We start from the raw sequence: 6,317 nt of genomic DNA, 5'->3' as shown, positions 1-6,317 counted from the left end.
ACAAAGAGCGGTCAATTTTGGTTTGTTGTACCGGATACTTGGCCGAACTAAAACGGGAAACGGGAAACGGGAAACGGGAAACGGGAAACGGGAAACGGGAAACGGGAAACGGGAAACGGGAAACGGCTTTATTTTGTCTTTCTAGAAACAAGTTCCGTCAACACTCTTCTTAATCAAAGTACCCTTTCTCAATACTCTCAACGAGTCCCTCTCGATTCCTAAAGCTAAGCGCTCCCGACTCTCGAGGCACAGCGCTCTCTATAAAATAAAAAAGGGCCGACGCAATGTCGACCCTTTCGAACTTTAATCGTTTGAATTACAAACCAGCGGCTGCAAATACTTGATTAACGATTTCTTGTGCTTCAGCTTCGATTTGTTTCAGATGCTCTTCACCTTTGAAGCTTTCACAGTAGATCTTGTAGATGTCTTCAGTGCCTGATGGACGAGCAGCGAACCAACCATTCGCTGTCGTTACTTTAAGGCCACCAATCGCAGCACCATTACCTGGAGCGTGCGTCAGACGAGCAGTGATTGCGTCACCAGCTAGAGTTTCAGCCGCAACCATTTCTGGTGACAACTTCTTCAATACGTCTTTTTGTGGGCCATTTGCGACAGCTTGAATACGGTTGTACTTAGACTCGCCGTGCTTCGCCGCTAGCTCTTCATAGTAATCTTGAGGGTTCTTACCCGTTACCGCAGTGATCTCTGCTGCTAGAAGACATAGCAAGATACCATCTTTGTCTGTTGACCAAGGCGTACCATCTTTACGAAGGAAAGACGCACCTGCACTTTCTTCACCGCCGAAACCAAACTTACCAGTGTACAGACCGTCCACAAACCACTTGAAGCCAACAGGTACTTCACATAGCTCACGACCTAGATCCGCAACAACACGGTCAATCAGGGCGCTTGAAACTAGCGTTTTACCAACAGCGACATCTTTACCCCACGCGTCACGGTGACGGTATAGGTAATCGATACAAACCGCTAAGAAGTGGTTCGGGTTCATCAAACCTTTTGGCGTAACGATACCGTGACGGTCGTAGTCAGGGTCGTTACCAAATGCTAGATCGTACTCGTCTTTTAGTGCCAATAGACCTGCCATTGCGTATGGAGAAGAACAGTCCATACGTACAACGCCGTCTTTGTCTAGCGACATGAATTGGAAAGAAGGGTCAATCGCTTCACTTACTAGCGTTAGGTCTAGGTTGTATGCCTGACCAATTTGACGCCAGTAATCGATGCCACTGCCACCCAATGGATCTACACCAATCTTCAGGTTTGCTTTTTGGATTGCTTCCATATCGATAACGTTAACTAGATCATCGATGTATGGTTTCACCAAGTCCATCTCAACAAACAGATCCGATGCTTTAGCTTCCGCTAGTGGTAGGCGTTTAACACCTTGTAAACCTTCAGCAATCAGGGCGTTCGCACGATCTTCGATCGCTTGAGTCAGTTCAGCTTCTGCAGGACCACCGTGAGTCGGGTTGTATTTAATACCGCCGTCTTGTGGTGGGTTATGAGACGGAGTAATCACAATGCCGTCTGCCTTATCATCGTGCTTGATGTTGTAAGTCAGAATCGCGTGTGAAATTCCTGGCGTTGGCGTGTAACCGTTGTCTTGTTGGACAATCACTTTCACACCGTTTGCAATCAATACTTCAATCACACTTGAAAACGCTGGTTCAGATAGCGCGTGCGTGTCTTTACCCACAAACAATGGGCCTGTTGTACCTTGCTCAGCACGAACTTCTGCTACCGCTTGAGCGATCGCTAAAATGTGGTTTTCGTTAAAAGTGTGCTTGTCTGCAGTACCGCGGTGGCCAGAAGTACCAAATTGAACTTTGTGTTCTGCGTTTGTTGCGTCTGGTTGAAGTAAGAAGTAGTTAGCAACGAGTGCTGGGATATTGTGAAGATCTTCCTGCTGCGCTTTTTGCCCAGCACGAGGGTGCATAGCCATGTTTGACATCCTTTCTTTAAAAACAAATAAAATCAAAAAAGCCTCATAATATCCGCTAAACGCTACACATTATGAGGCTTCTATCAGGTTTCTTAGATTGAACCTGTTACTTTCTCTATTAAGTCAGGCTGGAATTCCATGTGAGTCATCACCTGCTCCACCATTTGTCGCTTACGACTGGTGTTGTTGTTGGTGATTACCCAGAATGGCGTGCCAGGAATTGCTTTAGGTTTGGTAGTGTTACCGTTTGCTAGCAGAGTCTCTTCGTTATCAGCAAAGTAAACGCGTTTGCGTCCTTTCACTTTTGTCGCTTGAGAGAAGCTCTCTGGATTCAGTTTGTGTAAGGTTGATAATACCAACATGAAGCGATCAATCGCTTTCTTAAGACCAGCAAACTCATCAGAGATAAGTAGAGAACGCATCTCTTTTACGATATCTACTGATTCTGCTTTGCCAGCATCTTTACTTACTACAATCCCTTGTGGCTGTTCTACTACAGGTGCAACAACTGCTTCCTGCAACTGGCCATCAAGGTTCAAAAGGCGTCGTAAAATATCCGAGGCACTTTCACCGATATGCTTGGTTTGACCCGCAATGTAACGGTATAGATCCTCATCAACCTCAATTGTTTTCATTCGCTTTTCACATTCTCAATGTTTAAACTCTGGGGGATTATAACGAGATCCTCGCGGATACTCCACGTTAAACCCATCACGAATAAGATAAAATGTCAGCATTACTCAACTATAAGCAGGAAGGACAAGGCCAAACGGTTGTTTTGATTCATGGATTGTTTGGCAGTTTCAGTAATCTAGGTTTACTGGCTCGCGACCTCGTTCAAGATCACTGTGTGATCAGTATTGATCTACGAAATCATGGCCTCTCTTTCCATTCAGACACACACAATTACGAAGTGATGGCACAAGATGTTGCTGATTTGCTTCGCCATTTAAGCATCGAACCAGCACTTGTCATCGGCCACTCTATGGGTGGAAAAGTTGCGATGAAACTGGTAGATATCGCTCCTGAATTCGTAAAACAACTTATTGTCTTAGATATGGCGCCAGTGGCTTACCAGACTAATCGCCATGATAACGTGTTTAATGGTCTGCAAGCCGTAGTAAAAGAACAACCAAATAACCGCCAACAAACCATGGACATTCTTGCTCAACATATTGAAATGGATGGTGTAAGACAATTCTTATCGAAATCGTTATACAAAAACGGCGATAAAATGGATTGGCGCTTCAACGTTGCTAGCTTGCTCAACAACTACGACAACATCATTGGTTGGCAAGAAATCACACCAACAGACATCCCAACTTTATTTGTCAAAGGTGGTGATTCTGATTACTTGATGCCTGAGCACCAGCCAGCCGTTAAGCGACAGTTTAACAATGCAAAAGCGCACATTATTGCTAATACAGGACACTGGCTACACGCTGAAAAACCAGCAGAAGTCATGCGGGTGATCAGGAAACATATTTCGAGTTAACAAATTCGAAAAACAACGCCAGATTATTGAAATAACCCTTCTTGTTGTGCATTAACTTTACCGTTTAACAGTGGTATAGTGCGCCCAAGAATTTTTGGCATGAAGGACGACAATGCTATACGACTATATGGACATGCTCGAGTCGATCGGGCTCGATCTTCTTTTTGCTGCTATCTTCTTTTTCATCGGGATGGCGATAAAAGATGTACTAAAGCAAGGCAATGTACCTGTTTTTGGTCGTCGTATTGTATGGTTAGTTCTTTTCCTAGGCTGTGCTGGTTTCATCGCTAAAGGCCTGATTCAGCTCAGTTGGGAAGGCACAGGGCTAGGTTAAGCTCCTCTCCCCATCGCCAGTAACAAACAATGTAAAGGTATAGACTCTATGGCAAGTGTAGGTATCTTCTTCGGTAGCGACACAGGTAATACTGAAGCCGTTGCAAAGATGATTCAAAAGCAACTAGGTAAACAACTAGTTCACGTTCAAGACATCGCAAAAAGCAGCAAAGAAGACATTGATAACTTTGATCTTCTACTTCTAGGTATCCCAACTTGGTACTACGGTGAAGCACAATGTGATTGGGACGATTTCTTCCCAGAGCTTGAGCAAGTAGACTTCTCTACGAAGCTTGTTGCTATCTTCGGTTGTGGTGACCAAGAAGATTACGCAGAGTACTTCTGTGACGCAATGGGCACAGTACGTGACATCGTTGAAGCAAAAGGCGGCACTATCCTGGGCCACACTTCAACTGAAGGTTACGAGTTCGAAGCGTCTAAAGCACTCGTAGAAGGTGACGATAGCCAGTTTGTTGGTCTATGTATTGACGAAGACCGTCAACCAGAATTGACTGACGAGCGCGTTGAAAACTGGGTTAAGCAAATCTACGAAGAGATGTGCCTAGCTGAGCTTGAAGGCTAATAACGTATTCATTAAAAAGACCTCCTGTTGGAGGTCTTTTTGTATCTGTCTATCAAGAAGCTTGCGTAGCTACCTCTTCCTCTCTGTATTGAGGTTTCTTCCTCACATACAACTTGCGCTGCACTTCGGATACAACATTGCCGTCTTTGTCTTTCACATGGGTAATAAATTCCGGAAAGCACTTTTCGCCATTACGAGTCATTTGGTAAATATCGTCTAACATGCCTTCGGTTACTTCAAACTCGGCAAACAAATCACTCTGTCCAGGTTTAATGAAATTGATGCTGGCTTCTTTGTCCCAGACGTAATATTCCTCACGCAGAATCCCCATCAACATCAGTGAGTAGATCGGGTCGGTCAACGAGAAAATGCTGCCACCATATTGGGTTCGATTGGCGTTTTTGTTCCACCAGCGAAGCTTCAAGCGGACTTTAACCGTTCGAAAATCTTCAGAAATATGTAAGATTTTGATACCTGCGCCCCAAAATGGCGGCCAAATATTGAGCGCAAACTTCACAAATCCCGGTTTATATATCTTAGCAAGTCGCTTATTCATAACTATCCGTAGTCTTTGCGTTCTAATGTTATCAATTTGTAACTGGTCTGATCTGTAATATAATCGACCTGTTTCCAATTTACAAAAAGAATCTATTAACCCTTTGAAGTTCGTGGTTTAATGTTCAGTACGCTTCGCCTATAATGGTAGGAATATTGAATTCTGTTAAATCGCTGCAGATGATCCAACGGGAAAGTATATGTCAGATAATAATCAGGCGCTGAAGGATGCGGGCTTAAAAGTAACCCTTCCAAGGCTAAAAATTCTAGAAGTACTTCAGCAGCCAGACTGCCAGCACATCAGTGCTGAAGATTTGTACAAAAAGCTGATTGATCTAGGTGAAGAGATCGGTCTAGCAACCGTTTATCGTGTACTAAACCAGTTCGATGATGCTGGTATTGTAACTCGCCACCACTTCGAAGGTGGTAAGTCAGTATTTGAACTGTCTACTCAACACCACCACGATCACCTAGTGTGTCTAGACTGTGGTGAAGTGATTGAATTCTCTGACGATGTGATTGAACAGCGTCAAAAAGAAATCGCAGCTAAGTACAACGTGACGTTAACTAACCACAGCTTGTACCTATACGGCAAATGCACGGACAGTTCTTGTAAAGACAATCCAAACGCGCACAAGCCAACAAAGTAAGAAGTATTTCTTTTTACTCATAAACATAGTAAAACGTCAGCTAAGGCTGGCGTTTTTTTATGGAGAAAAACGATGAAGAAAAGGAATTCTAAAGGCTTTACCCTACTTGAGCTGATTATTGCGATTGTTATTCTTGGGATACTTGCCGTATTTGTGGCCCCACGTTTTTTAAACTTACAAGACGATGCTCGCGAAGCAAAAATTGCGGAAACTTTTGGAGCCTTTGAAAGCGCTCTTAAATACGCACATTCAAAATGGCAAATCAATGGCGGCGGCTCCGCAGGAATGAACAACATGCCAGGATATGGTCCAACGGACAATAATGGCAATTACATGTTGGACATGAATGACGTAGGCTACCCACTTGGTATCAACAAGGGTGAGCCGATGGGACAACCCCATAACATAGGCCAAGGAGACCAAGGTTGTTATGAACTGTTTACCGCGATAGTTAATACTGACTATACGTTTTCAAGCAACGCAGCAGAATCAGATTCCGTCGACTTTATTACAAAGCGTAGAAATTTAACGTTTCAAGATGCAAACGGCGTAGTTCAAAGAAAGCTAGCCCTCTGCTACTTTATCTATACCAAACAAGGTTACAACAGCAACCCTGACAATGCCGAGATTGTCTATTGGTATAACTCTAGGAACGGTTCAGTGACAACATTTGAACCAAATTAAGACATAAAAAATGCCAGCAATGATGCTGGCATTTTTATTAGCGAAGAATAGAGA

General features: G+C 43.7%; 8 protein-coding genes. 5 read left to right on the top strand and 3 right to left on the bottom strand.

Annotated elements, in window-relative coordinates:
* Positions 1 to 316 precede the first annotated feature (316 nt).
* Positions 317 to 1,963, bottom strand: a complete 1,647-nt coding sequence (gene pgm, locus KIT90_RS23775; protein ID WP_285379065.1) for a phosphoglucomutase (alpha-D-glucose-1,6-bisphosphate-dependent) — start codon at positions 1,961 to 1,963, stop codon at positions 317 to 319.
* A 92-nt stretch (positions 1,964 to 2,055) separates the two neighbouring features.
* Entirely contained in the window at positions 2,056 to 2,598 is a 543-nt protein-coding gene (seqA, locus tag KIT90_RS23770; protein WP_005436968.1) for a replication initiation negative regulator SeqA, read from the bottom strand.
* 92 nt (positions 2,599 to 2,690) lie between these two features.
* On the opposite strand from seqA, the gene KIT90_RS23765 reads away from it, so the two are divergent.
* The 3 genes from KIT90_RS23765 (at position 2,691) to fldA (ending at position 4,374) form a co-directional block, all read left to right on the top strand.
* Positions 2,691 to 3,458 (top strand): alpha/beta fold hydrolase, encoded by a 768-nt coding sequence (locus tag KIT90_RS23765; protein WP_285379063.1) that lies wholly within the window; start codon positions 2,691 to 2,693, stop codon positions 3,456 to 3,458.
* A 112-nt stretch (positions 3,459 to 3,570) separates the two neighbouring features.
* Complete coding sequence (locus KIT90_RS23760; RefSeq protein WP_005446406.1) at positions 3,571 to 3,792, top strand: DUF2788 domain-containing protein; 222 nt, start codon at positions 3,571 to 3,573, stop codon at positions 3,790 to 3,792.
* A gap of 48 nt (positions 3,793 to 3,840) precedes the next feature.
* The gene (gene fldA, locus KIT90_RS23755; protein WP_005436966.1) at positions 3,841 to 4,374 is read left to right on the top strand and encodes a flavodoxin FldA; all 534 of its coding nucleotides are present in this window, start codon (positions 3,841 to 3,843) and stop codon (positions 4,372 to 4,374) included.
* A gap of 52 nt (positions 4,375 to 4,426) precedes the next feature.
* Here the strand turns inward: fldA and KIT90_RS23750 are convergent, their stop codons facing one another.
* Complete coding sequence (locus KIT90_RS23750) at positions 4,427 to 4,930, bottom strand: DUF4442 domain-containing protein (RefSeq protein ID WP_285379060.1); 504 nt, start codon at positions 4,928 to 4,930, stop codon at positions 4,427 to 4,429.
* A 199-nt stretch (positions 4,931 to 5,129) separates the two neighbouring features.
* On the opposite strand from KIT90_RS23750, the gene fcrX reads away from it, so the two are divergent.
* On the top strand, positions 5,130 to 5,579 hold the full coding sequence (gene fcrX, locus KIT90_RS23745) for a ferric iron uptake transcriptional regulator FcrX (RefSeq protein ID WP_005436964.1): 450 nt from the start codon (positions 5,130 to 5,132) through the stop codon (positions 5,577 to 5,579).
* A gap of 72 nt (positions 5,580 to 5,651) precedes the next feature.
* On the top strand, positions 5,652 to 6,263 hold the full coding sequence (locus KIT90_RS23740) for a type II secretion system protein (protein ID WP_078607740.1): 612 nt from the start codon (positions 5,652 to 5,654) through the stop codon (positions 6,261 to 6,263).
* Positions 6,264 to 6,317: the final 54 nt, after the last annotated feature.

The organism is Vibrio sp. B172a (assembly GCF_030248355.1).
Taxonomy (GTDB): Bacteria; Pseudomonadota; Gammaproteobacteria; order Enterobacterales; family Vibrionaceae; genus Vibrio; species Vibrio owensii.
Note: the sequence above shows the minus strand (reverse complement) of the source record. Positions and strands in the feature narration are given on the sequence as shown.

Coding starts and splice junctions, on each gene's coding strand:
- fcrX (WP_005436964.1), top strand. CDS start 5,130: ATGTCAGATAATAATCAGGCGCTGAAGGATGCGGGCTTAAAAGTAACC.
- seqA (WP_005436968.1), bottom strand. CDS start 2,598: ATGAAAACAATTGAGGTTGATGAGGATCTATACCGTTACATTGCGGGT.
- KIT90_RS23760 (WP_005446406.1), top strand. CDS start 3,571: ATGCTATACGACTATATGGACATGCTCGAGTCGATCGGGCTCGATCTT.
- KIT90_RS23750 (WP_285379060.1), bottom strand. CDS start 4,930: ATGAATAAGCGACTTGCTAAGATATATAAACCGGGATTTGTGAAGTTT.
- pgm (WP_285379065.1), bottom strand. CDS start 1,963: ATGGCTATGCACCCTCGTGCTGGGCAAAAAGCGCAGCAGGAAGATCTT.
- KIT90_RS23765 (WP_285379063.1), top strand. CDS start 2,691: ATGTCAGCATTACTCAACTATAAGCAGGAAGGACAAGGCCAAACGGTT.
- KIT90_RS23740 (WP_078607740.1), top strand. CDS start 5,652: ATGAAGAAAAGGAATTCTAAAGGCTTTACCCTACTTGAGCTGATTATT.
- fldA (WP_005436966.1), top strand. CDS start 3,841: ATGGCAAGTGTAGGTATCTTCTTCGGTAGCGACACAGGTAATACTGAA.